Annotated in this window: 26 protein-coding genes, 1 pseudogene and 1 other annotated feature; of the genes and pseudogenes, 5 read left to right on the plus strand and 22 right to left on the minus strand. The window is 44.1% G+C overall.

Annotation, left to right across the window (positions count from 1 at the left end; translation table 11 throughout):
• Positions 1-29: 29 nt before the first annotated feature.
• The 6 genes and pseudogenes from mug to D4N35_RS11710 form a co-directional block, all read right to left on the minus strand.
• A complete protein-coding gene (gene mug / locus D4N35_RS11685; RefSeq protein ID WP_120073776.1) occupies positions 30-530 on the minus strand; it encodes a G/U mismatch-specific DNA glycosylase in 501 nt (166 codons plus the stop codon).
• A gap of 67 nt (positions 531-597) precedes the next feature.
• Positions 598-1,671: a branched-chain amino acid aminotransferase gene (locus tag D4N35_RS11690; RefSeq protein WP_164876355.1), complete on the minus strand. Its 1,074-nt coding sequence runs from the start codon at positions 1,669-1,671 to the stop codon at positions 598-600.
• 44 nt (positions 1,672-1,715) lie between these two features.
• Positions 1,716-2,987, minus strand: coding sequence for a glutamate-5-semialdehyde dehydrogenase (locus D4N35_RS11695; protein ID WP_120073780.1), 1,272 nt, complete (start codon positions 2,985-2,987; stop codon positions 1,716-1,718).
• A 38-nt stretch (positions 2,988-3,025) separates the two neighbouring features.
• Positions 3,026-4,126 carry a glutamate 5-kinase gene (gene proB, locus D4N35_RS11700; protein ID WP_120073782.1) on the minus strand — a complete coding sequence of 367 codons (1,101 nt, stop codon included), beginning with the start codon at positions 4,124-4,126 and terminating at the stop codon, positions 3,026-3,028.
• Between the two features lie 61 nt (positions 4,127-4,187).
• Positions 4,188-4,402: a binding site (T-box leader), on the minus strand.
• Between the two features lie 325 nt (positions 4,403-4,727).
• Positions 4,728-4,814: pseudogene (locus D4N35_RS18430) on the minus strand (YjcZ family sporulation protein); the annotation flags it as partial.
• Positions 4,815-4,960: 146 nt separating this feature from the next.
• Positions 4,961-5,575 carry an MOSC domain-containing protein gene (locus D4N35_RS11710; protein ID WP_164876356.1) on the minus strand — a complete coding sequence of 205 codons (615 nt, stop codon included), beginning with the start codon at positions 5,573-5,575 and terminating at the stop codon, positions 4,961-4,963.
• 851 nt (positions 5,576-6,426) lie between these two features.
• Here D4N35_RS11710 and D4N35_RS11715 point away from each other — a divergent pair.
• From D4N35_RS11715 to cydS, 3 genes are read left to right on the plus strand one after another with little or no spacing between them, the layout of a single operon-like run.
• Positions 6,427-7,773: a cytochrome ubiquinol oxidase subunit I gene (locus D4N35_RS11715; protein ID WP_120073788.1), complete on the plus strand. Its 1,347-nt coding sequence runs from the start codon at positions 6,427-6,429 to the stop codon at positions 7,771-7,773.
• Complete coding sequence (locus D4N35_RS11720; protein ID WP_120073790.1) at positions 7,770-8,792, plus strand: cytochrome d ubiquinol oxidase subunit II; 1,023 nt, start codon at positions 7,770-7,772, stop codon at positions 8,790-8,792. Before D4N35_RS11715 ends, D4N35_RS11720 begins: the two co-directional genes overlap by 4 nt.
• 16 nt (positions 8,793-8,808) lie before the next feature.
• Positions 8,809-8,913 carry a cytochrome bd oxidase small subunit CydS family protein gene (gene cydS / locus D4N35_RS18690; RefSeq protein ID WP_391564075.1) on the plus strand — a complete coding sequence of 35 codons (105 nt, stop codon included), beginning with the start codon at positions 8,809-8,811 and terminating at the stop codon, positions 8,911-8,913.
• A gap of 147 nt (positions 8,914-9,060) precedes the next feature.
• Here cydS and D4N35_RS11725 read toward each other — a convergent pair whose 3' ends face one another.
• Both D4N35_RS11725 and D4N35_RS11730 read right to left on the minus strand, forming a co-directional pair.
• Entirely contained in the window at positions 9,061-9,489 is a 429-nt protein-coding gene (locus tag D4N35_RS11725) for a cell wall hydrolase (protein ID WP_120073792.1), read from the minus strand.
• 78 nt (positions 9,490-9,567) lie between these two features.
• Positions 9,568-10,584 carry a hypothetical protein gene (locus D4N35_RS11730; protein WP_120073794.1) on the minus strand — a complete coding sequence of 339 codons (1,017 nt, stop codon included), beginning with the start codon at positions 10,582-10,584 and terminating at the stop codon, positions 9,568-9,570.
• Positions 10,585-10,736: 152 nt separating this feature from the next.
• Here D4N35_RS11730 and D4N35_RS11735 point away from each other — a divergent pair, with 152 nt between their 5' ends.
• Positions 10,737-11,033 carry a transporter suffix domain-containing protein gene (locus D4N35_RS11735; RefSeq protein ID WP_235870375.1) on the plus strand — a complete coding sequence of 99 codons (297 nt, stop codon included), beginning with the start codon at positions 10,737-10,739 and terminating at the stop codon, positions 11,031-11,033.
• A 443-nt stretch (positions 11,034-11,476) separates the two neighbouring features.
• On the opposite strand, the gene metA is transcribed toward D4N35_RS11735, so the two are convergent.
• The 10 genes from metA to D4N35_RS11785 form a co-directional block, all read right to left on the minus strand.
• The gene (gene metA, locus D4N35_RS11740; RefSeq protein WP_120073799.1) at positions 11,477-12,421 is read right to left on the minus strand and encodes a homoserine O-acetyltransferase MetA; all 945 of its coding nucleotides are present in this window, start codon (positions 12,419-12,421) and stop codon (positions 11,477-11,479) included.
• Positions 12,422-12,749: 328 nt separating this feature from the next.
• On the minus strand, positions 12,750-14,282 hold the full coding sequence (locus tag D4N35_RS11745; protein ID WP_120073802.1) for a solute symporter family protein: 1,533 nt from the start codon (positions 14,280-14,282) through the stop codon (positions 12,750-12,752).
• Positions 14,283-14,284: 2 nt separating this feature from the next.
• Positions 14,285-14,593: a DUF485 domain-containing protein gene (locus tag D4N35_RS11750; protein ID WP_120073850.1), complete on the minus strand. Its 309-nt coding sequence runs from the start codon at positions 14,591-14,593 to the stop codon at positions 14,285-14,287.
• A gap of 149 nt (positions 14,594-14,742) precedes the next feature.
• Complete coding sequence (locus D4N35_RS11755; protein ID WP_120073804.1) at positions 14,743-15,510, minus strand: LytR/AlgR family response regulator transcription factor; 768 nt, start codon at positions 15,508-15,510, stop codon at positions 14,743-14,745.
• Positions 15,507-17,255, minus strand: a complete 1,749-nt coding sequence (locus tag D4N35_RS11760) for a LytS/YhcK type 5TM receptor domain-containing protein (RefSeq protein WP_328591084.1) — start codon at positions 17,253-17,255, stop codon at positions 15,507-15,509. Before D4N35_RS11760 ends, D4N35_RS11755 begins: the two co-directional genes overlap by 4 nt.
• Positions 17,252-18,802, minus strand: coding sequence for a solute symporter family protein (locus D4N35_RS11765; protein WP_120073808.1), 1,551 nt, complete (start codon positions 18,800-18,802; stop codon positions 17,252-17,254). Before D4N35_RS11765 ends, D4N35_RS11760 begins: the two co-directional genes overlap by 4 nt.
• Positions 18,799-19,080, minus strand: coding sequence for a DUF485 domain-containing protein (locus tag D4N35_RS11770; protein WP_120073810.1), 282 nt, complete (start codon positions 19,078-19,080; stop codon positions 18,799-18,801). Before D4N35_RS11770 ends, D4N35_RS11765 begins: the two co-directional genes overlap by 4 nt.
• 151 nt (positions 19,081-19,231) lie before the next feature.
• A complete protein-coding gene (locus tag D4N35_RS11775) occupies positions 19,232-19,474 on the minus strand; it encodes a hypothetical protein (RefSeq protein ID WP_120073813.1) in 243 nt (80 codons plus the stop codon).
• A 125-nt stretch (positions 19,475-19,599) separates the two neighbouring features.
• Entirely contained in the window at positions 19,600-21,162 is a 1,563-nt protein-coding gene (locus D4N35_RS11780; RefSeq protein WP_120073815.1) for an FAD-dependent oxidoreductase, read from the minus strand.
• A 267-nt stretch (positions 21,163-21,429) separates the two neighbouring features.
• Complete coding sequence (locus D4N35_RS11785; RefSeq protein WP_328591083.1) at positions 21,430-21,657, minus strand: cold-shock protein; 228 nt, start codon at positions 21,655-21,657, stop codon at positions 21,430-21,432.
• Positions 21,658-21,786: 129 nt separating this feature from the next.
• Here D4N35_RS11785 and D4N35_RS11790 point away from each other — a divergent pair, with 129 nt between their 5' ends.
• The gene (locus tag D4N35_RS11790; protein WP_120073819.1) at positions 21,787-23,406 is read left to right on the plus strand and encodes an ABC-F family ATP-binding cassette domain-containing protein; all 1,620 of its coding nucleotides are present in this window, start codon (positions 21,787-21,789) and stop codon (positions 23,404-23,406) included.
• Positions 23,407-23,438: 32 nt separating this feature from the next.
• Here the strand turns inward: D4N35_RS11790 and D4N35_RS11795 are convergent, their stop codons facing one another.
• The 4 genes from D4N35_RS11795 to D4N35_RS11810 form a co-directional block, all read right to left on the minus strand.
• Complete coding sequence (locus D4N35_RS11795) at positions 23,439-24,299, minus strand: DUF421 domain-containing protein (protein WP_120073852.1); 861 nt, start codon at positions 24,297-24,299, stop codon at positions 23,439-23,441.
• Between the two features lie 20 nt (positions 24,300-24,319).
• Entirely contained in the window at positions 24,320-24,526 is a 207-nt protein-coding gene (locus tag D4N35_RS11800) for a DUF1657 domain-containing protein (protein WP_120073821.1), read from the minus strand.
• Positions 24,527-24,592: 66 nt separating this feature from the next.
• Positions 24,593-24,796 carry a DUF1657 domain-containing protein gene (locus D4N35_RS11805; protein WP_120073823.1) on the minus strand — a complete coding sequence of 68 codons (204 nt, stop codon included), beginning with the start codon at positions 24,794-24,796 and terminating at the stop codon, positions 24,593-24,595.
• 88 nt (positions 24,797-24,884) lie between these two features.
• Complete coding sequence (locus D4N35_RS11810; protein ID WP_120073825.1) at positions 24,885-25,955, minus strand: AI-2E family transporter; 1,071 nt, start codon at positions 25,953-25,955, stop codon at positions 24,885-24,887.
• Positions 25,956-26,573: the final 618 nt, after the last annotated feature.

The following is a 26,573-nucleotide window of genomic DNA, read 5'->3' on the forward strand; positions in this document are numbered from 1 at the left end:
CCATATCCGGTTTAAGGAGTGTCTCTGTACTAAAAATAATCCCTCAACTGTTTATAAATGGCAACAATTTCATCCATTTTCATTCGGACAAGCCCACTGGAAGATGGGGCGACAAATTCAGCAACCCCTGAGACGACGGAGTTTTCTTGCGCACCCCAGGAAACATTTTTCCTTTGGCTGTATTGTTGATAAACTCCTTTTCCAACAAAACAGGCAACCTTTGGGCGATAGTAAGATATTTTCCTGATCAGTTCTTCCCTGCCTTGCTTGTATTCTGCAGAAGAGATTTCCTCAGCGTTTCGGGTCGGCCTCGCTACGATATTTGTGAATCCGTACCCATACTCGAGCAATGAAGCATCTTCATCAGGGGAAAACTTTCTGTCAGTGAACCCGGACTGATGCAAAATAGACCAGAAGCGGTTGGTCGGATTGGCATAATGATGGCCTGTTTCGCTTGAGCGGATGCTTGGATTGAAGCCAATGAACAGGATACGCAGGTCCTTTTTCAAATGGTCAGGTATTGGTCTCATTGCTGCTCCTTTCTTATAAAAAGCAGGAGCCGCCCACGCGGACGGCTCCTGTAAGTTTTATTCTAAATTAGTCCACTTTTACCCGCCAGCCAAACGGATCTTCTTCCTTACCCGTTTGAATGCCCGTCAAAGCTTTATATACTTTCATTGTCAACTCGCCTGTTTTTCCGTCATTGATGACCATCTTTTCATTCTTCCAGGATAATTCCCCGATAGGTGAAATGACAGCGGCCGTTCCGGAGCCGAACGCTTCCTCCAGTTGGCCGTTTTGGTGTGCGTCATATAGCTCCTCAATGGAGATTTTTCTCTCGGATACAGGCACGCCCCAATGCTGAAGAAGCTCAATAACGGACTTTCTGGTTATCCCTTCCAGAATGCTTCCGCTCAATCCAGGTGTTACTACTTCACCGTTGATTTTAAAGAACACATTCATACTTCCGACTTCTTCAATGTATTTATTCTCTTTCCCATCAAGCCACAGGACTTGGGAATAGCCTTCAGCATTTGCTATTTCCTGCACAATCATGGCACCTGCATAGTTGCCGGCTGTTTTAGCATTTCCTGTTCCGCCCCGGACTGCTCGTACATATTCGCTTTCCACCGCAATTTTGACCGGGCTCATCCCTTCCTTGTAAAAACTGCCGACCGGTGACATGATGATCATGAATTTGTACGTTTGCGACGGTGTAACATCCAGATTCGCTTCAGTTGAAATGATAAATGGCCGTATATATAATGACATGCCTTCCTGATTGGGAATCCAGTCGCGGTCAATGGAAACAAGCTTTTTCAATGCTTCAAGCGCAAGCTCTTCTTCCACCTCGGGAATACACATACGGACACTTGACCTGTTCAGCCTTTTGATATTTTCATCAGGCCTGAAAAGAAAAACTTCCTCATTTTCTGAAATATACGCTTTTAGGCCTTCGAATACGGTTTGCCCATAATGGAAAATCGTCGCAGCAGGATCCAGTGTAATCGGCTGATATGGAACAATTCTCGGATCATGCCACCCATTTTCCCTCGAATAATCCATGATAAACATATGGTCGGTATAAGTTTTTCCAAATTTCAAGCTGGAAAAAGACGGCTTCTCTTTGCGATTGGCACTAAGTTGGATGTCTATTTGTTTATTCAACACTTGCTCCCCTTCTCTCTCTTAATCTTTTTTTATATTTAAACACTTTACTCACGGATCTGTCCATCGCCGGACACGAAAAACTTGCTGGATGTAAGGGCGTTGAGCCCCATCGGTCCGCGTGCATGCAATTTTTGGGTGCTGATGCCAATTTCCGCTCCATAACCAAACTCAAACCCGTCGGTGAATCTTGTGGAAACATTATGATAGACAGTTGATGCATCGACTTCTGTCTGGAATTTCCGTGCATTTTCTCTATTCGCGGTCACAATGGCTTCGGAGTGCTTTGTTCCATATTCATTGATATGCTGAATGGCTTCGTCAACGTCTTTTACGACTTTTACACTTACAGCCAGACCAAGATATTCGGCCCCCCAATCATCCTCGCCGGCTTCTTTAGCCTTAAGGAAAACATCGCAAACTGCGTTGTCCCCATGGATTGCCACATTGTTTTGATCAAGCTTTTCGAGCAATTCTTTTCCGTATTTTTCGAACCAATCTGATTGTACGAGAATCGTTTCAATGGCATTGCAGACAGATGGACGCTGCAGCTTGGCATTCAGCACGATGTTTTCAGCCATTTCTTGATCTGCAAATTGATCAATGTAGACATGGCAGTTTCCGGCTCCGGTTTCAATAACTGGCACAGTCGATTCGCGGATGACCGTTTCAATGAGCTGTTTACCTCCACGCGGAATCAGTACATCCAAATAATCGTTCAATTGGAAAAGTTCCTTGGCCGTTTCCCTGCTGGTATCTTCTATGAGTTGTACAGCATCTGCCGGAACCGTACTTTTTTCCAGCGCTTCATGAATTGATCGTACGAGGGCCAAATTGGAATATTTAGCTGAAGAGCTTCCTCTTAATATAACCGCATTTCCAGTTTTTAACGAAAGGGTGGCTGCATCAATCGTCACATTAGGCCTTGCTTCATAAATCATGCCGACTACGCCGATCGGCACCCTTTTTTTCACGATCGTCATGCCGTTTTCTTTTTCAATGGTCTCCAATGTTTCACCTATCGGATCTTTCAAGTCTATTAAAAGTTTAATGGCATGTGCCATATCTTCAATACGTTTTTCGTTGAGCATGATCCGGTCCAGGATTGCATCAGTCAGCCCTCTTTCTTTTCCCGCCTGCAAATCTTTCTCATTCTCTTGAAGAATGTAATCTTTATCCTTCAATAACTGTTCGGAAATCAAGTCAAGCGCCTTGTTTTTTTCCCCTGTTGAACGGTTGACGAGTACCCTGCTTGCTTTTAATGCCGCTATTCCTTTGGCTTCCACTTCACTTACTGGGGCTTTTTCTTTCAGTTCCATAAGTTTTCCTCTCCTGTTCATTCGTATTGCTTTATTGATCAGACCTTGACCCATCTATTGCGATGGATGACTTCGAGAGTCGGGATCAACATGTATCTCTTTTCATCATCGTTTCTTTTATCAATCAAATCCCTAAGTTCCTGGGATGAATATGTGACTTCTCCTCTTCCCAACAGTCCGTTCACACCGTAAACTTCAACAACATCACCTTTTTGGAAATTCCCTTTCACCTTGAAGACACCGGCGGGAAGCAAGCTTTTGCCTCTATAAAGAATCGCTTCCTCCGCTCCCTGGTCAACATATACTTTTCCTGATGTTTCGGAATGGAAGGCAATCCATTGCCTGTTTGTATTTATAGGATCAAGAGTGCCGTTCGCGATGTATGTGCCGTCCCCGTTTCCGCGTATGATTTCAAGCAGCTTATCCTTGCCGGTTCCTTTACCGATGAAGACCGGAACACCAAGGGAGACGGCCGTTTTTGCCGCCAACAATTTGGATTTCATGCCGCCTGTTCCAACTTTGGAGCCTGTCTCATCGGCAGATTTCAGCAAATCCTTTGTGATATCCTCCAAATAATCAAACTTCTTCGCGTCAGGATTCGTCCTCGGATTGGAATCATATAAACCATTAATATCCGTTAAGATGATCAGCATGTCGGCGTGTATAAATCCGCTGACGAGGGCAGAGAGCATGTCATTGTCGCCAAATGTCAATTCATCGACTGCAACGGTATCATTTTCGTTGATAATCGGCAAAAGTCCGCGGTCCAAAAGCTCACCGATAGTTGCAAACGCATTTCTATAGCGGGATCTGTCTGAAAAATCACCGCGTGTGAGCAAAATTTGTGCTGGAACAATGTTAAATTCACTCAATTTTTCAGTATAAGACTGGACGAGCAGGCTTTGGCCGACTGCCGCGGCTGCCTGTCTTCCTTTTACCGTTACAGGGCGGGCGGGGTATCCCAGGCTTCTGAAGCCGGCGGCTACAGCACCTGAAGAAACAAGAATCACTTCATGATTGGCGCCTTTTAGAGCTGCCAATGCATGAACGTGATCAGCAAACCTATCCTGATCGATTTCCCCTCTGTCATTCGTCAGGGAACTGCTTCCGATTTTGACAACGATCCTTTTTTTTCTCATCGGTCTATCTCCTATTACAATAATCATTCTTAGAAAATAAAATAGCTCTCCCATCCTCGATATAAAGGACGAAAGAGCTCTGCTTCCGCGGTACCACCATTATTGGGTGCCTCAGCACCCCACTTTGCCTGATAACGCCAGGAAACGCCCATGTTTTTTGCACAGGACTCAGAAGGCAGGTTCAACGGCTTTCCAGTGGCGAAATCTCTCAGCTTGTAAATTTCGCTCTCTTGTCACGGACACATCCGTTTACTAGTCCTTCGTCTGCGTTCATCGTTCATAATTTGACTTAATTATGCTTAAAAAAAGCAGGTTTGTCAAGATGCTGACAATAGATCCTGTGCATAATAAGAAAAGCGCAAGCGCCTTGCCCATCGACGTACAGACTGGAGTGCCTCCGACGAGATAAAGAAAACACGGCGAGGAACGAGCCGATGTTGACTTATCGTAGGAGGAGGTGCGAAGTCTGCTAATCGATAGGCGCTGAAGCTGGACAAAGAAAAAGCAACGTCCAAAAGGAAGTTGCCCCAAGATCTGTATCCAAACGGAAGACTACCACCAAAGGAACGGAAAAAACGGATAGAACCCGATAAATACAGGGTTACCGCCCCCTGCACCACCTACATAGGAGGCACCCATTATAATTTAATAAAATAAACAGCACAACAATTATAGCAAACCCACTCTTCCTGCTGCCTTTTCCACCATGACCCTTTCACTCATTCTTCAAATTATGTAGTATATTTAATCGTGATTGTCCATGTATTTCGGGTGCCACAAATTTTATTCATAGAGCCTGGAATATTTATGTTTAAGTGCTTTTCGTTGACTATTTTATAGGAGTTTTTTAAGCCTTTCCCGCATATCTTCTGCAAGTCCTTCCATAGCTATTACTCTTTCAATCTCTTTCATATTTTTTCGGTCATGAAAAAATAAGTGATGCAACCCGTTGATGGAAATAGTGTCTTGAGGGCGGTCGATCAATGTGATGGCCGAACTTTCCTCCACCAAGCCCTCTTCCAACACCCGGGCAAAATAGCCGGTTTTTCCTGTTTGGATAAATTGTTCGAAAAAGCCTCTGATCCGGTTGGCAATATCAACTTTTGCACATGGTATCCTGCTTTGGGTGATTTGAACCTTTGCATCGCCTATTTGGTATATGTCGCCAACATATACACTATCTTCAGTATGGTCGGCGACGGTGATATTCTCACCGAAAGCTGGTATGTTCAGCTCTGTGCCGGAGAGGGCGTTCCACTCCGCATAATGTTCAAAAGGGTAAAAACAGACGGCCCTATCATCGCCTCCATGGCTGTCATGATCTGCCACGTCATCATTTTCAAAGCCTGTTTTATAGAGGTATGCCGAAGAAACCGGCTTTTTTCTTATGCCGGAATTGATTACCCGTCCAAATGGGTTTCCGATCAGCTGCGGCCGGCCTACATTCAATGATTTTATAATGGTATGATTCTCCCCTCGTGTTTTTTTATCGTTGTTGAAACGCTACTTTTACACCAAGCCAAATATAGATCAACCCTGCAACTTTTCCGCTCCACTGTCCAATATTGGCAGTACGCTTCATCAAACGGCCGATAGGGCGAATGCTGATGGCTATCATGGAAGTGTAAAGACAGCTCATGATTACAAAAATCAAACCCAGTAATAGGAACTGAACAATGGCAGGCCCCTTTTCAGGATGGATAAACTGAGGAAGGAAAGCCAAAAGAAAATAGCCGGTTTTGGATTCAATACTTCCGCCAATTCACGACCTTATATAACTAATATTATACCATCGTTTTTCTGTAAAAAGTGGAGCGGCCGGGAATTTTAAAACCGTTTATTCATAAGCTGATAATATGACCAAGTCATAATACCAAAAAACTGCAATAGGACCAGATGTTAATAACTGATGTTAAGACAAGTGCCTCCGGTGTCGTCATATAACCAATACCAGCGGCAAAGCCGATTGCAACAGGTTAACCCAATATTAGTATTGGCAGCTATTCACCTGGAAATTATATCAATATACCATCGAAGTTATCACACCATAAAAAAAGAACTTGCAACGCAAAACAACTAATTTTTCAGCATTTCACAACTTTATCATAAAGAAGCTAACAATTTGACACATAATAACGTTCAGCAAGGGCAATACAGGGTATGATAAATTTAGGGGTGTTTAAATGATGTATAAAAAACATGAACGGATCTTGGTAGGACTTGCATTTGGCGCAGCAGCCATTATGCTTTTATCCATTCTTGGACGGATTTTTGGCAGTTGATGAAAGGGTGAAAGTTGTATGTTTAACGGAGATTCCTTGTTTTACAGCCGGCTGTTGACGGAACTGACCCTCTCTTTCCATATCATATATGCCACAATCGGAGTCGGCGTTCCGCTGATGATCATGATTGCACAGTGGGTCGGCATCAGGAAGAATGACGAGCACTATATTTTATTGGCGAGACGGTGGACCCGCGGCTTCGTCATTACCGTTGCAGTCGGGGTTGTAACCGGAACAGCCATCGGATTGCAGCTCTCGCTTTTATGGCCTAATTTTATGGAATTGGCGGGAAATGTCATAGCTTTGCCGCTTTTCATGGAGACTTTCGCTTTCTTTTTCGAAGCGATTTTTCTGGGAATTTATTTATACACATGGGACCGGTTCAAGGATCAGCGCAAACACCTTATGCTTCTGATACCGGTTGCGGCAGGAGCGGCCTTCTCGGCTGTTTTTATTACAATCGTCAATGCTTTTATGAATGCACCGCAAGGCTTCGACATTGTGAATGGGGAGCTCGTGAATATCAACCCGCTTATTGCCATGTTCAATCCGGCCATGCCTACAAAAGTGGCACACGTCGTTGCCAGTGCATTTATGACTTCCGCTTTTGTTTTGGCTTCCATTGCCGGTTTCAGGCTTTTAAAAGGATCAGATCATATTTACCATAAAAAAGCTTTGTATTTGACCATGAAAATTGGCCTCATTTTCTCCATCGCCACAGCGGTAATCGGAGATTTTTCAGGAAAATACCTGGCGGATTACCAGCCGGAAAAGCTTGCGGCTGCTGAATGGCATTTTGAAACATCCGGAGATGCACCGCTCGTGCTATTTGGAAAACTGGATAATGGAGAAGTAAAATATGCCATTGAAATTCCAAAGGCTCTCAGTATTTTGGCATACAGCGATCCATCAGCGGAGGTTATCGGGCTGGATCAGTTTAAAGAGGATGAAATTCCTCCTCTATATATCCACTATCTCTTTGATATCATGGTATCCATTGGCGTATGGATGACTTTATTGTCACTAGTGTTTTGGCTGGGGTCAAAAAGAAGCTGGGCCTTAATTCAAACAAAATGGTTTCGCTGGCTGATTGTTCTCGGCGGCCCGTTATCCATCCTGGCTATCGAGATGGGATGGTGGCTGGCGGAAGTCGGGAGGCAGCCTTGGGTCCTTCGCGGGCTGATGAAGACATCAGATGCTGCAACATCAAGCAATCACGTTGATACCATGCTCATTCTGTTTGCCGGGTTGTATATCATCCTTGCCATCGGAAGTGTCGTTGTATTAAGCAGGATGTTCCGGAACAACCCTGTTGAACGCGAGCTTGAAGAGCGTCATGCGGAAAAAGGCGGTGTCGTTCGATGAATTTGGAAATATTGGGAATCATGGTGTTATGGACATTTTTATTTGGCTACGTTATTGTCGCTTCCGTTGACTTTGGCGCAGGATTTTTTAACGCATACAGTTTGTATGCCGGCAAGCAGCACATTTTGACGAACATCATTCAGCGTTATCTGTCTCCTGTCTGGGAAGTAACGAATGTTTTTCTTGTATTCTTTTTCGTAGGAATCGTCGGGTTTTTTCCAAAAACGGCATTTTATTATGGAACCATTCTCCTTGTCCCTGTCAGCATTGCGATTTTGCTATTAGCCATCCGGGGATCCTACTATGCTTTTGAAACTTACGGATCAAGGGGCCATAAGGGATATTCGTTCATGTACGGTCTGTCAGGGCTGTTCCTTCCTGCCTCTTTATCGATTGTTCTGACGATTTCAGAGGGCGGATTCGTTTTTATCGAGAACGGAAAGCCGGTGCTGGATTACTGGGCGCTGTTTACCAGCCCCCTTACGTGGAGCATTGTGGTATTGAGTATTGCGGCCGTACTATATATATCCGCTGTTTTCCTGACTTGGTACGCCCACAAGGCAAAGGATAAAGATGCTGCAGAATTAATGCGGAAATACGCGCTCACCTGGTCCCTCCCGCTGATCATCACGGCTTCAGGGATCATTGTTGAACTTCGTGCCCATAATCCGGAACACTTTGCTAATTTGCTGAATTTGTGGTGGATGTTTGTTTTATCATTCCTTTTATTTATCGGCACTGTTTGGCTTATATGGAAAAGAAAACATTACGGAAGAGCATTCGGATTGTTGGCGGGTCAGTTTGCCCTTGCGTTTTTCGCATACGGCATCTCCCACTACCCCTATTTGCTTTATCCGCATTTGACGATCTATGACAGTTTTACAAACGAAGCCATGGCGATATCCTTGATCGTCGCCTTTATTGCGGGATTGGGTTTATTGATCCCCTCTCTTTATTTACTGTTGCGGCTGTTTCTTTTCAATAAGGATTATGTCACAGGAAAATCGGATCCATATTAAGAAAGGGAGATTTCATATGCACAATTTCTTCGTTTTTTACGCCCCTTTTATCGTCCTGGGAGTTTCAGTCGCGATTGCATTTTGGGCAGCTCCAAAAGACCGGGCGGTTACAAAAAAATAATATTTATAAAAATCCGGAATCCAGAACGAGAGTTCCGGATTTTTTAGGTTGGCGAATGATGAGCAATAAGGTTGCAAGAAATCATGAGCTGTTGACAAAAATAAAAAACAAACAAGCACCACTTCTATGCTTGTTTGCTCCTAACCATCAAAACGTTGTATAGACATTTTCGCATTCCTCGCCGGTCGGCTCATAAAAGCAGTGCAGTTTATACCTGCCGACAAACGGCTGATCGTACCATGTGGCGGGACAATCTCCCGGCGGCCTGAAATACCACAGGCTGTATTTGGCGGGACAAACTCTTTCTCCTTGCACCGTCCGTCTCGCCAGCCTTCTTTCGGTATCCCTTGCCCTTTGATAAAAATAACCATGGGTCACGGCTTCAAATGCATGCGGCTGGTAAACCATCTGCGGGATGGTTCGGAGACCGACAAAATCGGAGCAGTTTGCCCTGATTCTATTGATCCCTACGTTGCCAACCAACAGCATACCCTGTGTCCCTTCTCCCTCCGCTTCAGCCCTCAGCAGCCTTGCCAACAAGTCAATATCGGATGTCCTCGCTTTTACAACAGCCATACTGCCACCTCCATGTATCTACACCTTTATTCTATTGCATGGCAGGGAAATTGTTGACTGAAGGCAAAGACTTAGAAATCAGTTTTCAAAGTGGAGGCGGGCCATAGCTGTAATTTCCTCCGGAACCTTGTAAGTAAGAGGCTCCTGATGCAGCGCCTGAAAAAAGTTAATATCACTTGTATCTAGCGCTCCTAAAGCCAGCCGTGGAATCAGCCGGACGTGAACAGGCTCTTTCCCTTCCGGGTCCACGGACAAAATGAAATTAAAACTTGCAAAACCCTGTTCCGTAAGAGAGGCAAAAATACTTTGAAGACCTTTTGCAAAATGCTTCCAATCCGTTTCCTGAATATCCACAATTGAAAAAGCATGATTGAAAATTCCAATATAATCATTATGGCTTTTTGGCGCAAATGTATGCAGCCAGGATACCGTCCCTGTGTCCGCAATCCATCTTTCCCCAAGGGATTTTTCAGTTTCATAAAGGGCCGCAAAATATTTTGTTCCTGTTTCCATCTCAAACTGTCTTGCTTTTTCATACACCGCTGTTTGGTAATTCGTACCGCTGTCCGAAACAATAATATGTAGATGAGGATGGATGATGCTCCCTCCTGAAAGAGGCAAATAATTCCAGTTAATGGAAGAAAACTTAGCGTGTGTATCCGTAATGTTCACCTTATGAATGTACTTTTGCGCTGCCTTAAAAGCGTTTACAATCAATTGCGGTGTAAATTCACTTAAACGGACATAATGGTCACCGGAGAAAACAGCCACACCATTATGCTTGCTGTAAGGAAAAAGATTAGGGAACACAACTGCACCACCTTCGGTGATTCGGCCTTCCTCAGCAATCATATTTGGAAAAACAGGCGTCATTGTATCAATATTTTCCGGACAAAATGGACAATTCGCCCCTTTCGTTTTATCCGCCTCTTCCGTATAATCCGGGGGAGTAATCGCAAGGCCCGCATCATATACAAGCCTGGACGTCTCCCCTGTCAGCGGATCGAAGCGAACCTCTGTTTCGCGTTCGATTTTCTTACCTTTCGAATCATAAAAAGTAAATAATTCCGTTTTTTTCCTGAACTTGATGGCCAATTTAACCCCTCCTCTTACTTATCAATATATCATTTCTTTATATGAAAGTCTGTTTATTCTATAGTAAGCTGTGTAGACCATCGCCTTCCTTTATATGTTCTTTAAAAAATCCTTGTAATCAGGCCTCGAATAAATTAGGGGGTGAATCAAAATTGGAAAGAGAGGTGGCTTCGATCAAAAAGAAGCAACAAAAACGAATTGTGTATAAACTTGGAATAGGGCTGTTGATCCTCTCTCTTATAGTTTACCTGATTCCAGTTATTACGCCATTTACACCACTTACAACTAAGATAAAGGCAGCTATCATTACAGGAAGTATAATCATTGCGGAAATCATGTTCTGGATAGGTGCTTTACTTGTTGGAAAAGAAGCAGCAGCCAAATTTAAAAGCTACCTAAATCCCAAGAATTGGCGAAAAAAAGGTGAGAGGCAAAAGGATGAAAAATAAAAATATAGCGGAGCAGATTAATCAAACGATTGAGGACATATGGATCATACAAAAATATTATGCGAATTTGTCACCTATTGAATTGGCAAATATGTAATCATTACTTCAAAAGCTGCGGGAATTGCTTGAGGCGTCAGCCAAATAAGAAAGGACATTAGGCATTCATCATGTGAATTTGTAATGTCCTTTACATTAAATTAAAGTGAGCATAAAATTTTAGCCGAATGCTCTTTTCAAACAGGGGTTTCGTAGTGTCCAGCTCCAGCGCCTATCGACTAGCAGACTTCGCGCTTCTTCCTCCGATAAGTCAACATCGGCTCCTATCGTCGCCGTGTTTCCTTTATCTNGCTCCTATCGTCGCCGTGTTACCTTTATCTCGTCAGAAGCACTCCAGTCTGTACGTCGATGAGCAAGGCGCTTGCGCTTTTCTTATTTGATTTCTGTTAAAACTCATTCGGGACCGGGACATCCACTTTCACTTTCCGGTCCTGCTCATAAGGAGTTTCCTGATAAACGTAATAATTCAGCCAGTTGGAAAATAGGAGATGGCTGTGCGACCGCCATGTGTTTAGCGGCTGCTCGTTCACATCATTATTCGGAAAATAGTTTTCCGGCATTTGAATATCCAGCCCTTTTTTCAGATCCCGCTCGTATTCGATAGCCAGTGTGTCCGTATCATACTCCAGATGGCCTGTAACCATGATATGCTTCTCGTCTTTAGACATAATCATAAATGGTCCGGCTTCCCCTTCAGATAAAAGCTTCAGTTCGGGATGCTCCATGATTTTTTCCCGGCTGACGCTCGTGTACCGTGAATGCGGGGCAAAATATACTTCATCAAAGCCCCGGACAAGTTTAACAGTCTGGTCGGCAATAGTGTGCTTATATATACCGGAGCATTTGGATGGAAGCTCAAACTTGCCTATTCCGTAATGATGGTACAATGCAGCCTGGGCGCCCCAGCAAATGTGCATAACTGAAGTGACGTGATCTTTGGACCAGTCCATGATTTCCTTCAGTTCGTCCCAGTAATTGACCTTTTCAAAAGGGAGATGTTCAATCGGTGCTCCCGTAATGATCATGCCGTCAAAATAATATTTTTTCACGGATGAGAATGTTTTGTAAAATTGCTCCAGGTGCCATTTGCTTACATTTTTGGAATGATGGGTTTCCATATGCAAAAATGTAATATTCACTTGTAAAGGCGTATTTCCAAGGAGTCTCAGCAATTGCACTTCCGTCTTTTCTTTTTCAGGCATCAAATTTAAAATTAATATATTCAATGGACGGATATCTTGCGTGCTTGCTCTTTCTTCATCCATTACAAATATCTTTTCTTTTTCGAGAACTTCCCGCGCCGGCATTTGTTTAGGAATGTTAATTGGCAATGAAATCCCTCCTGCTTGAAAAAGCTAATAACACCTATTATAAGCGGGAAGCCACATTTCATCAACGGCTAATATTAATTTTTTGATTTTTTCATAAAGAAAAGTGCAAGCGCCTTGCCCATCGACGTACAGACTGGAGTGCCTCCGACGAGATAAAGGAAACACGGCGAGGAACGAGCCGATGTTGACTTATCGTAGGAGGAGGTGCGAAGTCTGCTAGTCGATAGGCGCTGGAGCTAGACAACAAAAGGCTTTGTTTAAAATTTTAAAGCTAAAGATCTTATGCTTTCTTATTCAGCAAAAAAAAGACATGCCTACAAGCGGCATGTCATAGTTCGGCGCCCAGCCCCGTATTGGACTTGACCTCCATTTCGTTGTACTTTTCCGTATTGTTTTCCGGCTTTGTAATAAGGGACACCACGATCGATGTCAGGAACCCTAATGGAATACTGATGATGCCCGGGTTGGCAAGCGGGAAAATGGCGTTCTCTCCCATGACGCTTGGCCCGATAATGACCAGGATGACAGCACTCAGCATCCCGGCAAGCATGCCACCGATGGCTCCGGCTGTATTGAAGCGCTTCCAATAGAGCGAGAAGATGATTACTGGCAGGTTGGCGCTTGCTCCGACGGCAAATGCCAATACAACCAAATAGGCCACATTCATCCCCTTCGCTAAAATTCCAAGCGTGATGGACAATGCCCCGATTACTAAAGCTGTATTTCTGGCAACCTTGAATTGCTTCTTGCTGTCCACTTTTCCGCGCTTGATGACATTTGTGTAAATATCATGTGCGAATGCCCCAGACCCTGCAATAACCAGACCGGCAACAACGGCAACAATGGTCGCAAAGGAGACTGCTGATATAAGCGACATAAAAATTTCTCCGCCGATCGTTCCTGCTCCGCCTCCAATATATTGAGCCAATAACGGTGCAGCCATATTTCCGCCTTTGTCAGCAGCCCGAATGGCATCGGAACCGACAAGGACTGATGCTGCAAAACCGACCAAGGCGATCATGATGTAAAAAATACCAATCAAAATCATTGCCCATATAACCGATTTCCTTGCTTCCTGGGCAGACGGCACTGTATAGAACCTGATCAGAATATGGGGCAGGCCTGCAGTCCCCAAGATCAATGCCATTCCAAGGGATAACAGGTCAACCGGATTTTTATACAATATTCCGGGCGACAGGAATTCCTTCCCATTTGTTGCAACTACTTCGCCAAATAAACCGGAGATGCTGAACTTGAAGATAAATGCGACCAGCAAGACAAGGATGAGAGTGGCAAACATGAGCAATACGGCTTTAATGATCTGAACCCAGCTTGTTGCCAGCATCCCGCCAAGCATGACGTACATGATCATCAATGCTCCGATGATAATGACGGCCAGTTCATAGGGGATACCGACGAGCAGATTGATAATGGCACCTGCGCCCACCATTTGGGCCACCATATAAAACGTTGTAACAACCAAAGTAACGATGGCGGTCATCATTCGGATAGGCCTTTCTTTCAATCGTGAAGCCAAAACATCTGCGACCGTAAATTTACCGGAGTTTCTAAGCGGCTCAGCGACGATATAAAGAACGATTACATAGCCGACCATCCAGCCGACGGCATACATAAATCCATCATAGCCATTTAAAGCAACCAACCCGGCAATCCCCAGGAAAGAGGCAGCACTTAAATAGTCCCCGGATATCGCCAATCCGTTTTGCCAGCCCGTCAAAGAGCGGCCCGCAGTGTAGAAGTCCGCTGTGCTTTTGTTTCTTTTGGCAGCCCATAGCGTAATGTAAATGGTAGCCGCGACTATTGCTATAAATAGAAATATTCCAAATGCATGAGCCCCCATACTTATGCCCCCTTCTCCTGCCTGTATTTATCTACCGCAGCCTTTGCCTTTTGATCAAAACCTTTCGCTTTGACAAAATATACAAATGCAAGGGCCCAGGCGACGAAATAGAGGGATACACCATACAGGTATCCGAAGGTTATATTTCCTGCAACAAATTTTCCCATAAGCGGCTTTGCGTAAGCAGCCATCAGCGGGAACGAGAGATAAAGGCAGAAAAATAATATAACCACGGGCCAAATAAAGAGTAATTTGCTTCTTTTCAGTTCCAAAAACTCCTTTGAATTGGCAATACGCTCATAGTTTTCCATTTCATTGCACCTCCCGGTTTGGAATGAAACCGGCTGCAAAAAGCCGATTTTATTTACTATAAAACAGAGGTGCGGCAAAAAGTGAATAAATCCGCGAATTGTCTGATACTTTGCCTGAACGGCAATAATCCGCATGTAAACGGTTCCAATCACTGTCCCAGCAGCTGAAACAGCTTTTTCTGCGCACTGCGGCTTACCGGTATCCGCGTTCTCTTTTCTCCCTTTAAAATGAGATTATATGCCCCATTAAACCATGGGGTTATTTCCTGGATGAAATCCAAGTTGACCAAATAGCTTCGGTGCGTCCGAAAAAACCGAAAACCCTTCAGCTTCTCTTCCAGTTCCTGCAACGTCATTTTCCCTTGGACAAACTCATCTTCAGTGTGGATTTCTACATACCTGTCTACACGTGTAGCATAATATATCGACTCGGGTGATAAAACCACAACTTTTTCACCATCATCAATCAGCAGCTTGGAAGAGGCTGGAATCGAACCGGGAGAACTCCCTTTAATTCTATTATTTAAAGAGCCGGGCGCTGCAGAACCAGAGAGCCGCCTTCTGATCCTGTCGGAAGCCTCCCTCAAACGTGATTCATCATATGGTTTTAACAGATAGTCCACCGCCTCGACTTTAAATGCTTCAAGGGCATAATCGTCATATGCGGTTATAAACACAAATAGCGGGGGCTTTTCTTTATCCTTTGTCAATTTTTTAGCAACATCCACCCCGGAGAGCCTTGGCATGTGAATGTCCAAAAATATGACGTCCGGAGAATATTTTTCATACAGCTCGAGCAATTGCTCCCCTGATTCAGCACTGGGACACAGAAGGAAATCTTTTTCCTGCTGAAGCATATAGATCAACTCTTCCCTGACGAGACGCTCATCTTCGGCAACCATCACTCGGATCGTCATGTCGCTTTCCTCCCTGCATGAATATTTGGAATTTCAAAATGCACTTCACTGCCTCCCGAAGGGAGATTGCGGATATGCAGCCGTGATTGTTCACCAAGCATTCCTATTAATCGCTGATTTACATTATATAGGCCTGTACCTCCGCCCCTCTCACTTTCTATTGGAAAGCGTCCTGCAAGTGAGATGCTCTTCTTCGAAAATCCGCGTCCGTTATCACGGACGGCAATATAAACTGAATCTGCCTTCCGCTTGATTTCGATATCAATCTTTCCGCCTTCCATGACATTCTCCAGTCCATGCTGGACACTGTTTTCCACTAACGGCTGAAGCGTCGATGGCGGAATCAATGCTTCTTTGCATTCATCAATAGGTGAAAAACAAATAGTCAGCCGTCCAAAAAAACGGGTTTGGATAATTTCAATATATGATTGTAAATGTTCACATTCTTTTTCTAGTTCTACGAGAGAAGTAGAAGCCAAGCGAAGATTAAACCTCATAAAACTTCCCAATTGTACAGTAATGCGCCTGGCTTTTTCAGGGTCGGTCCGAAAAAGGGTAGCGATAAGATGAAGCGTATTAAAAAGGAAATGCGGGTTGATCTGAGCCTCAAGGTTTCTCAGCTCCGCATCACGGATAAGTGTTTGCAGTTTCTCTGATTGAACAACCGCCAATTGGTTGGTTAAAAGCTTGCCCAATCCTTGGGCAAGCACAATTTCGACTGAACGAATATGCTGTGACTTCCGAAAATACAATTTAATTAATTTGCTTGTTTCATTTGATTCCAATATCGGAACAATGATCGCGGCCTGCAGCGGGCATTTTTCATGCTTACAATATATTTGATCCTGGGAATAGGCCACTTTCAAAGCCCCCGTTTGTATGACCTCATGTGAAAGCCTTGTCTGCAAAGGGTCACCCGGTTTATGATGATCTGCACCGAGGCCAACATATGCCAGTACCTGTTCCCGGTTTGACACGGAAACAGCGGCCACTTTCAACCGCTTAAAAAGCAATTCGGCAATACCCTGCGCCATTTCAAATTGGGATTCTTTTTTCAGGTGAGGCAGAGCGTCCTCGGCTATCATCAAAGCCCTCCTTGTTTCCAAAGCCGCTTCCCGTTCCTGTTCATTGATAGCTGCAGCAATCATGGCAGTAAAGATAGCGATGGCAACGCTGTTTGAAAAGACAAGGGGCAAACTGATTTGGTCAACTGCCTCCTTTATAAAATCATCATGGGGGTGAAAGATTAATAGGATTCCCATTTGCAGAATCGGCGGAAATATACCGATAAACAAGGCCTTTAATGGTGAAATGACCCTGTCATTTGAAAAGAAGCGCGCTGTCATGCCGACAAGCAATCCCGTAAGGATATTTACAATACACCCTGCTGTGTTTCCCAGGCCCCCAAGATAAAAAAGATGAATGCCACCAATGAGACCGGCTCCCATTCCAACAACCGGGCCGCCCAGCAAACCTGCTATGACAATGGCCACAAGGCTCGAGCTGACCACCAATTGATGATCCTGCACCGGGAAAAGTATAAATTGAGAAACGATGTTCCCGTTCTCTATTACAATCCCTGATATCGTACCTGCAATGCCAAACAGACCATAGATTACGGCATGCAGTATGACAGTTCTTGTATCCATTTCTCTGTCAAGCAGGCTTCTAAAGCTTGGAATCCTTGTCATTAAAAAGGCCAAGATCAATAAAAGTCCAAGCCTCTGTACCAATATATACGTCATGAACTCCACCAGCCGCGCCCCCTTGTATCGATTCCCGTCTGGGCTTTAACAAGCGAACGAAGAAAAGCTTTTTCATCAGAGGCCTTGCGGGACAACAATGTTCCAATAATTGCCCCGATAAACCCGATAGGGATCGCTATAACGCCGGGATTGTAAAGTGGAATCAAAGCTTCCCGGGCAATCCAGCCATTTTCGATATTCATGATATGCGGACCGAAAAGCACGAGTATAACTGATGATAAAAATCCGCTGAGCATCCCTGTCATGACGCCCCTTTCGTTAAAGCGCTCCCAATACAGTGTCAAAAGAATGACCGGAAGGTTTGTGGAGGCAGCAATGACAAAGGTTAACGAAACAAGGAAAGTGACATTGATATTTTCCAATCCCAATGAAAACAACGTTGCAATCAATCCGATCCCGACAGCCGTCCATTTCGCAACACGAAGCTGTTCTTTGTCGGTCGCTTTGCCTTTTTTATAAATATGATGATACACATCATGCGAAAGCGAAATAGTAGCGGATATGACCAATCCCGTAACAACGGCGACGATTGTCGTAAAAGCAAGCGCTGAAATGAACGCAAGCAGGAAATCCCCGCCTAATTCCTTCGCCAATAGCGGTGCCGCCAAATTGCCGGTAGGGTCGGCAGCGGCCAGCCGTTCCATTCCTATCAGCGCAATCGTTCCCAGGCCCAATACAAGTGTCATGACATAAAACAAACCGATGATCCACGTGGCTGTAATAACGGAACGACGGACTTCCAACGTGTTTTTTACAGTGTAAAATCTGATCAATATATGAGGCAAACCTGCTGTACCCAGCAGCAGTGCAAGTTTCAACGAAAACATTTCCAAAAAATCATTAAATAGATTTCCGGGATAGAAAAATAGGTCTCCAAGGGGAGTTCCTTGTTTTACATAATCTACTAATTGTATGACCTTCCAATCAAAATGCGCCAAAACCATCAGTGATACGAGAAAAGTACCCGACATGAGCAATACAGTTTTCACAATCTGTACCCATGAGGTCGCAACCATTCCCCCGAGAACGACATAAACAGTCATCAAACTCCCTATCACCAATACAGATATGGAATAGTCAATACCCAAAAGCAGCCTTATGAGAAGGCCGGACGCAACCAATTGGGGAATCATATAGAAGATGGAAATAAAAAAGGTGCCGCATGCCATGAGCAATCTGATCCTATTGCTTGGAAACCGGGCGCAGATGACATCCGCCAAGGAATATTTTCCTAGGTTCTTAACGGGTTCCGCTATCAAAAACAAAACGATCAAGTAAGAAACCAAAAAACCGATTGAATATAAGAAACCATCATAGCCATGGAGTGAGATGGCCCCTGTAATCCCAAGGAAAGATGCGGCGCTGATATAATCACCTGCTATGGCCAGACCGTTTTGAAAGCCGGTCAGATGGCCTGATGCAGCATAAAATTGGGAAGCGGTGCGATCGCGTTTCGCAGCCCAGTGTGTAATAATCAGAGTACAAACGATAATGCAAAGAAAAAAGAAGAAATATGTATAATTCATATGTCTTTCCCCTGCTTCAGATCTTCAATCAATTCATCGTGCTTTTTCGCCTTGCACCAATAAATCCAACCCAATATCCATGTTACTATCAACTGGAAAAAAGCAAAGAGCCACCACCACGGAATAAAAAAAGAATTTCTTTCACTATATACCCACTCTGGAAAAAACCATATGAGAACAGGCAGGGCAAAATAAAACAGGACAAAGAAAATCATCATTGGCATAATAAGCTTTTTTTTACGCTTTAATAGCTGCTGAAAAAGCACAGCCTCTTTCATGTTTTGTGCACCTGCCTTCTGAAATGCATCTCTATTTTTATCTCATTCTATCAAAATTTCACATAATAATGAATTGCGAAATTTCATCCGGGATAAATAAACGAAGCTCCCTGCGTCTTGACAGGGAGCCGGGATGACTTTTAGCTTGGGATTAATGGGATGTTTTGCCTCGTTTTTTTCTTTGATTGTTCATCAGCTCGCTTGGAGCAAGTTCTTTTGATATTTCCATCAATGGATTATTGGCTGCACCCCCGGAATTCTGGAACATGTCCTTAGCACTGTTCAGCATGTTTTTAACAGGCTTCATATATTTTCCATTCCGATATTTGCTCAAGCCGTAGGCCGCAGCACTGATTCCGGCCGCTGCGAGCATTGTTGACCAAAACTTTCTCATTTTACAGCCTCCTGTTCATCCCAATTTGTTCAAAGCCCTGCTTTGAACTGTTCTTATTGTGGGTCCCGCTTTGGCTTCTTATTCAGGAAATATGAATAAAAGCCAATTGAAGGAGGCTGCATCTATTATGTCGATGTGGAATAATCAATCTTTTCAGGATCAATCCTTTTTAATGGCTGATCCGCAGGCCCTTCAATCACTTCGCCATCATAAGCGAACCTTGAACCATGGCAAGGGCAGTCCCAAGTTTTATCACCGCTGTTCCAATTGACTTCACATCCCATATGGGTGCAGGTCGTATCCACAACAAACAGTTCCCCGCTGTTGTCTTTATAAGCCCCTGCCCTTTTTCCCTTGATTGTAATCACTGCACCTTCATCCTGCTGGATATCTTTTATTTCTTTGTCGGGACGCTCGAATTTTCCGCTGATTAACTGGGCGGCCACATTCATATTTTCTTTCACCATAGTTTTAATACTTGGATCCAAGGGAAATCTTGAAGGAGCATAGAGCTTTTCATATGGGTTGTCCCTGCCGGTTATCAAATCCCTGATCAACATCCCGGACAGGGTTCCGTGTGCCATTCCCCATTTTCTGAAGCCGGTTGCCACAAAGACATTATCGTGGCTTTCTGAAATGCGTCCAATATAAGGGACCTTATCAGGTGTTACAAGATCCTGGGCGGACCATCTGTATAAAACTTGTTGTGCACCAAAAGTTTTCAGGGCCTCTTTTTCCAAGGCTTCATAATGTTCTATTTCGGGAACACCCTGGCCGGTTTTATGGCTGTCTCCAATGACGAGGAGCATGTCTTCCCCGTTGATTTTGACACTTCTGAATGACCTGGTAGGCTTGTCCGCCGAAATATACATGCCGCCCGGAAAGCTTTTCTCCGGTTTTACAGCTATCACATAGGATCGTTTTGGATACAGGCGTGCAAAATATCCCTTCCCGTCATGGAACGGAAAATGGGAGGCCGAAACAACATACTTAGCCTTTACTTTTATGCCGTTTCTCATATGAATGACCGCCGGATCCCCATGCTCCATATTGACTGCCGTTGTTCCTTCAAAAATCTGAACGCCCTGTTCGGTGATTTCCTTTACCATATGAGCCAAATACTTCAGCGGGTGAAACTGTGCCTGATTTTTCATCTCCACTGCACCAATCGCAGTAACCGGTAACGAGATATTGTCAATGAATCCCCCGTCAATCCCTAGTTTTTCATAGGCTTTCGCTTCATTCTCAAGGCTCTGCCTGTCACTTTCGGTGGTGGAGAATATATAAGCGCTTTCCTTTTGATAGTCACAGTCGATGCCATGCTCCCTGATATAATTTTCAATAAAAGCAGCCGCATCCTCGTTTGCCGAATAATAGAGCTTCGTACTGTCCACCCCGAGGTGGCCGATCAGTTCATCATATATAAGGCCGTGCTGCGCTGTAACTTTTGCTGTCGTATGCCCCGTCGTTCCCTTTAATAACCGGGTTGACTCCAAAATCGTTACTTTTAAACCTTCCTTTGCAAGCAAAAATGCGGTTGTAATGCCTGATATTCCTCCGCCAACGATGGCCACCTCTGTCTCGATGTCTTTTTCAAGCGCCGGAAAAGCCGGTGTTTCTATTGAATCTATCCAATAGGATCTCGGATCATGGGGCAGGGAATTGTTATTTGCATGCTCACTAGTCATGGATTTACCCTCCTAATAAATCTTTCTATATTTCAGTTTCCCCATTTTGGCTGAAAAATGTGCAGAACATAAGAAAAGCGCAAGCGCCTTGCCCATCGACGTACAGACTGGAGTGTCTCCGACGAGATAAAGGAAACACGGCGAGGAACGAGCCGATGTTGACTTATCGTAGGAGGAGGTGCGAAGTCTGCTAGTCGATAGGCGCTGGAGCTAGACAATATAAAAAAGGCCGCTCCGGCAAAAGAGCGGAACAGCTGCATTGTGAAATTACGAGATGACAGGCAAAACTCTGGTTTCCTGTGCCATTTCCGATTTACAAATCGGACAAGTCGTTTTATTTTCTGTAGAAAAGGCATCCCTCATCCAACAAGAACATTGTTCATTCGTACATGACCAAACGATTGTTTCCTCTTCAGGAACAGGCTCCTGAGGCCCTCTTCTATAAGCCATGAATTTAAGATCCCCTTTCTTGTTATCCTTCCTATTATACCCCATTTATGGAATAAAAAAAATAAATGGAAGAAGCGAGTGTTCGGGGAAACTCGACAATGGGTCAGACCCCATACCAGCCGCTGATGAAAAATGTTATAATAAACAGGAATTTCTTGTGGAGGTTATGATAATTTGATTACCGTAAATAATATTGGTCTTCGTTTTGGAGACCGGAAGCTGTTTGAAAATATAAATGTCAAGTTCACCCCCGGCAATTGCTATGGCCTGATTGGTGCAAACGGGGCCGGCAAATCAACGTTTCTTAAAATTCTTGCAGGTGAAATTGAAGCGCAGACCGGCACTGTTTCCATTTCTCCAAATGATCGTCTCGCCGTCTTGAAACAGGATCATTTCGAATATGAAGAAGTGGAAGTGCTTCAAGTTGTCATAATGGGACACACCCGTCTGTATGAAATCATGCAGGAAAAAGACGCCATCTATATGAAACCAGATTTTACAGAGGAAGACGGAATGCGTGCTGCGGAGCTTGAAGGGGAATTTGCGGAGCTGAACGGATGGGAAGCGGAATCCGAAGCAGCTATTTTACTAAAAGGCCTTGGAATAGGTGAAGAGCTTCACAATAAAAAGATGGGCGAACTGTCAGGGGCCGAAAAAGTAAAAGTTCTCCTTGCACAAGCATTATTCGGGAAGCCAGATATTCTACTGCTTGACGAGCCGACAAACCATTTGGACATCAAGGCGATCCAATGGCTGGAAGAGTTTTTGATCAACTTCGAGAATACAGTCATTGTTGTATCCCACGACCGGCATTTCCTTAACAAGGTTTGCACCCATATAGCGGACCTTGACTTCAGCAACATCCAAATTTATGTCGGAAACTATGATTTTTGGTATGAATCAAGCCAATTGGCGCAGAAAATGGCTCAGGAAGCCAATAAAAAGAAGGAAGAAAAAATCAAAGAGCTCCAGACATTTATTGCCAGATTCAGCGCCAATGCTTCAAAGTCCAAACAGGCGACGTCCAGGAAAAAACTTCTTGAAAAAATCACCCTTGATGATATAAAGCCATCTTCCAGACGCTATCCATATGTGGCATTTACACCCGAAAGGGAAATCGGGAACGATTTGCTTACAGTGAGCAATCTGTCAAAAACGGTTGACGGCGTAAAGGTTTTGGACAATATCAGTTTTACTTTGAATAAAGATGACAAGGTTGTTCTTCTCGGAAAAAATGAGATCGCCAAAACCGCCTTGCTGCAAATTCTTTCCGGAGAAATGGAGCCTGATAGCGGGAGCTATAAATGGGGTGTCACTACTTCCCAATCTTATTTCCCGAAAGACAATACAGAATTCTTCGAAGGTGTCGAGCTGAACCTCATTGACTGGCTCAGACAATATTCACCACAGGATGAAACTGAAAGCTTCTTGCGGGGTTTCCTCGGACGGATGCTTTTTTCGGGTGAAGAAGCATTGAAAAAAGCTTCGGTTCTTTCCGGTGGAGAAAAAGTGCGGTGCATGCTGTCAAAAATGATGCTGAGCGGAGCCAACGTACTCCTGCTGGATGAACCGACAAACCATTTGGACCTGGAATCCATCACAGCGTTGAACAACGGATTGATCAACTTTAAAGGGTCATTGATATTCACTTCACATGATCATCAGTTCATCGAAACGATCGCCAACCGGATTATCGAATTGACACCGTCGGGGATTGTCGATAAATACATGACCTACAATGAATATTTGGAAAGCGAACAACTGCAAAATCTGATTGAAGAGATGTATGCATAAATCAAAGGGTCGTCCATAGCGGATGACCCTTTCTAATTTACAAGCAGATATTCCGATTTTTTGATCATGTCTGCCAATTTCTCCGAGTGCTTTTTATACATTTGTTTGGCCTCTTCATTTTCCGTTGCCAACGCAAAGCTTTCAAAATCGGCCTGGCATTTTTTTAATGAGCTCAGCAGCAATGGTTTTTCCTGGGGCTTCGGCAATTGGATTTTATCGTCATACAAATCTGCTGTGAACTGGCCATAGGCATCCACCTGTCCTATGAAGACGTTGTCGAGAACGATACCAAGCTTTTGCAGCTCTGCATCCAGCCATTCCCTCGTTAATCCGCATGCTGCAAGGCCGGAATCTATAATCTGTCCTTCCAATATGACTGTTTCCGGGACTTTTACAGGGGCTGTCTCCAGTCCCAAATCCTGGGGAGTCACCGGCTGTTTTTCTTTTTTAAGCAATATGTTCAAATCGCCGTTTGCTTCAAGAACTGCAAATTCAACATCGGAAACTTGAAAAGCATTCTTTTTTCTTAAAAGGTGAAGCAACTCATCTACAGTGTACTTCTGCTTTGTCAAATTTTCCTCTTGAATTTTTCCATCTTTGATTACAACTGTTTCCCGGCCTTCAATAAAATCCCTTGCCTTTTTACTTTTGATCGCAAGCAAACCGGCGAAGAATGGGATGGCTGTCCATACAATCATACTATATATGCCGTGGAAAAAGTTTGTTTCCAACCCTGTCGAGATTTCAGCTGCAATACTGCCTATTGTAATGCCGGCTACATACTCAAAGAAGGATAATTGCGACAGCTGCTTCTTTCCCAGCCATTTTGTCAGTAAAAATAAAACGATCACCAAAATAACTGATCGGATTATAATATTCAGCCATTGGGGAATATCCAAACTCTAGCCTCCTCTCAGGAGTTTTTGTATTGCAGCTCTTCTGCCATCATATATTCCACCCGCTTTTGCAAATCAGAGATAATGGGCTCTGTTTCCATCATGCACTCGTGAAAAATTTTTTTGGCTTCCTGATCCGTACTTGTCATGGCTAACTTGCTGAATGAAGCCTGTATTCCTTTCATCGTCGCAAGCGTTGTTTTCACATCGGAAATGACAGTCAAACCACTTACCTCCTTACTTTGAAAAAAGGAACAGAAGCAGCTTTGTTCTGTTCCTTTTTTAAAAGATTATTCGTTATATTGCGGCTCTTCCTGCATGATTTCCTGAACTCGCGGTTCGAGGGCATCAACGACGGCCTGCGTTTGCTGTGCAGCCATCTGATACAATTGCTTGGCTTGCTTGTTATCCGTCTGAAGTGCAAATCCTTCCAGGCTTGCCTGGGCGCTTTTCAAGCCTGTAAGTGTCTGTTTTACGTTATTGATAACAGTCATGAACGATCCCTCCATTGATCATTGTTCCTGAGAACGTTTCTATTTTATGAGTAAACGCCTCAATTATTAGATGAAAAAAATTCCGGGTTCAATCAAGTCTGACGTATTGGTACATATGACTGACAATGACCTTCAAAAGTGCATATACGGGAACGGCAAATATCAAACCAAGCAGTCCTCCGAATTTTCCTGCTACCAACAAGACAAAAATGATGGTCAATGGGTGGATGTTCAGCTTTTTCCCCATAACAAGCGGAGAGGTTATATTGCTGTCAAGTTGTTGGACAATGACCACCACAATGATGACAAGCAGTGCCTTGAAAGGGCTGTCCAGCAATCCGACAATCACTGCCGGAAATGTTCCGATCCATGGCCCGATAAACGGAATCACATTCGTAACCATAGCTACAACGCCAAGAACAAGGGAATAATCAAGCCCGATGATTACATAGCCGATATAGGCGGTCAATCCCACGCAAAAGCTTACGATCAATTGCCCTTGTATGTATGCGCTCAAAGCTTCGTCCATATCTTTCAAAATATTAACGGCTTCATTTTGATGTTTTTTGGGAAGAATCTTCAATAAAAAAGTCGGCGCTTGTTTTCCGTCCTTTAGGATAAAAAATAAAACAAACGGCACAAGTACGAGCACCATGATAATATTGGCAACAAAGCCGACAGTGCTGGCAATTTTTATTCCGGCATCCTGGAGCATGTTTTTTGCATTATTTTCCAAATAGGCCGTAATTTTTTCCACGGAGAGATAATTATTCTCCTGGAAGCGTTGGAACCAGTCTTTATCCATGATGGACAAAGCCCACTCCTGAATGTTCTTTGAATAAGCAGGAAGATTTTTCACAAAAAGATTATACTGTCTTTGCAGTTCAGGGCCAATCACGAAGACCGCCGCTGTCATCACGCCGGCAATCCCGACAAAAACAAGGATGATTGCCAAAGTCCGCGGTATTTTCTTTGCCAGCAGATTGACAACGGGGCGCAGCAAATAATAAAGGATTCCGCTGATGACAATGGGAGGAAATAACGTTTGTATAATGATCACCAACGGGGTAAAGATAAAACTGACCTTTGTTCCCAGATAAATGATCAAAAAAGCCATAATAATGCCGGTTCCTATCTTGAACCATTTCTCTTTTACCATAACTTCCCCTCTCTTCTTTCTATGTAACAATATGTCCATTATCGCATACACACATGATGTAAGAAAAGCGCAAGCGCCCTTTTAGCGACGTACAAACGGAAATGCGGAAGACGGCTGTTTAGGGGCGACAAGCGCTGAAGGGCAATCCAGTGAAGTCGTTCTTTGACTTCATTGGATTGACCGAAGCGACCTCGAGCCCCTGCCGTCTGAAGCTAGACACTGGAGCACTCCGCAATGAGATAAAGGATAAGGAAAGGCGGAGAGTGCCTGCTTAACGGCGACAAGCATAAGACGAGCGCTGAAGAAGGCGTAGTTTGCCTTCAGCAGCGATTGGCTTATGACCTCGAGCCGATGGCACTCGCAGCCGGACAACACGGCGACGAAGGCAGGCTGAGGACGCGACATCCTGTAGCTTCGCCTGCACTAGGACGTCCTGTCCGTCGGAGCCGATGTTGACTTATCGTAGTGCTCTGAGCCCTCTTCCTCGAATAAACATCCACGCAGAAAAAGCGAAGCTTTTTCGAGGAAAGGAGGGCGAAGTTTGCTAGTCGCTGGGCGCTGGAGCTGGACAAAGCCAATAATTTTATACGAATTTCTTTGAAAAAATTTATACTTCCC

Source organism: Siminovitchia fortis (genome assembly GCF_003605365.2).
GTDB lineage: Bacteria > Bacillota > Bacilli > Bacillales > Bacillaceae_C > Siminovitchia > Siminovitchia fortis.